The organism is Flavobacterium zhairuonense, assembly GCF_004352915.1.
Classification (GTDB): domain Bacteria; phylum Bacteroidota; class Bacteroidia; order Flavobacteriales; family Flavobacteriaceae; genus Flavobacterium; species Flavobacterium zhairuonense.
In genome coordinates, this window is record NZ_SJSY01000035.1 from 1 (window position 1) to 784 (window position 784).

Here is a 784-nt window from a genome sequence, read left to right on the forward strand (position 1 = left end):
AACAAATATTGTTTGGTATGATGCCATGACAGGAGGGAATGCAATTCCATCGACTCAGGCATTGGCAAGCGGCACTTATTATGCTGCAATCAGCGATCCTGCAACAGGCTGCGAGAGCGCGACAAGATTGGCAGTTGTAATAAACGTAAACGATCCAGGCACTCCGACATTGGTAAATGCGGGAACACAGAACTTCTGTTTGGTAAGTGCTCCGACATTCGCAAGTGTTCAGTTCAATGAAACCAACATTGTTTGGTACGATGCCATGACGGGAGGGAATGCAATTCCATCAACTCAAGCCTTGGCAAATGGCACTTATTACGCTGCAATCAGTGATCCTGCAACAGGCTGCGAGAGCGCGACAAGACTGAGCGTAACAATAAATGTAAATGATCCGGGAACACCGACATTGGTAAATGCCGGAACTCAAAACTTCTGCTTGGTAAATGCTCCGACATTTGCGAGCGTTCAATTCAACGAAACAAATATTGTTTGGTATGATGCCATGACAGGAGGGAATGCAATTCCATCGACTCAGGCATTGGCGAGCGGCACTTATTATGCTTCAATCAGCGATCCGGCAACAGGCTGCGAGAGCGCAACAAGATTGAGCGTAACAATAAATGTAAACGATCCTGGCACTCCGACATTGGTAAATGCAGGCGCACAAAACTTCTGTCTGATCAATGCTCCAACTTTTGCCAGCGTCCAGTTCAATGAAACAAATATTGTTTGGTATGATGCCATGACAGGAGGGAATGCAATTCCATCGACTCAGGCATTG

At 46.3% G+C, this 784-nt stretch carries 1 protein-coding gene; it reads left to right on the forward strand.

The genetic code is table 11. The features are described 5' to 3' along the window. The coding region (locus tag EYY60_RS00070) for an Ig-like domain-containing protein (protein WP_449404166.1) at positions 1-784 on the forward strand (784 nt) is incomplete at both ends.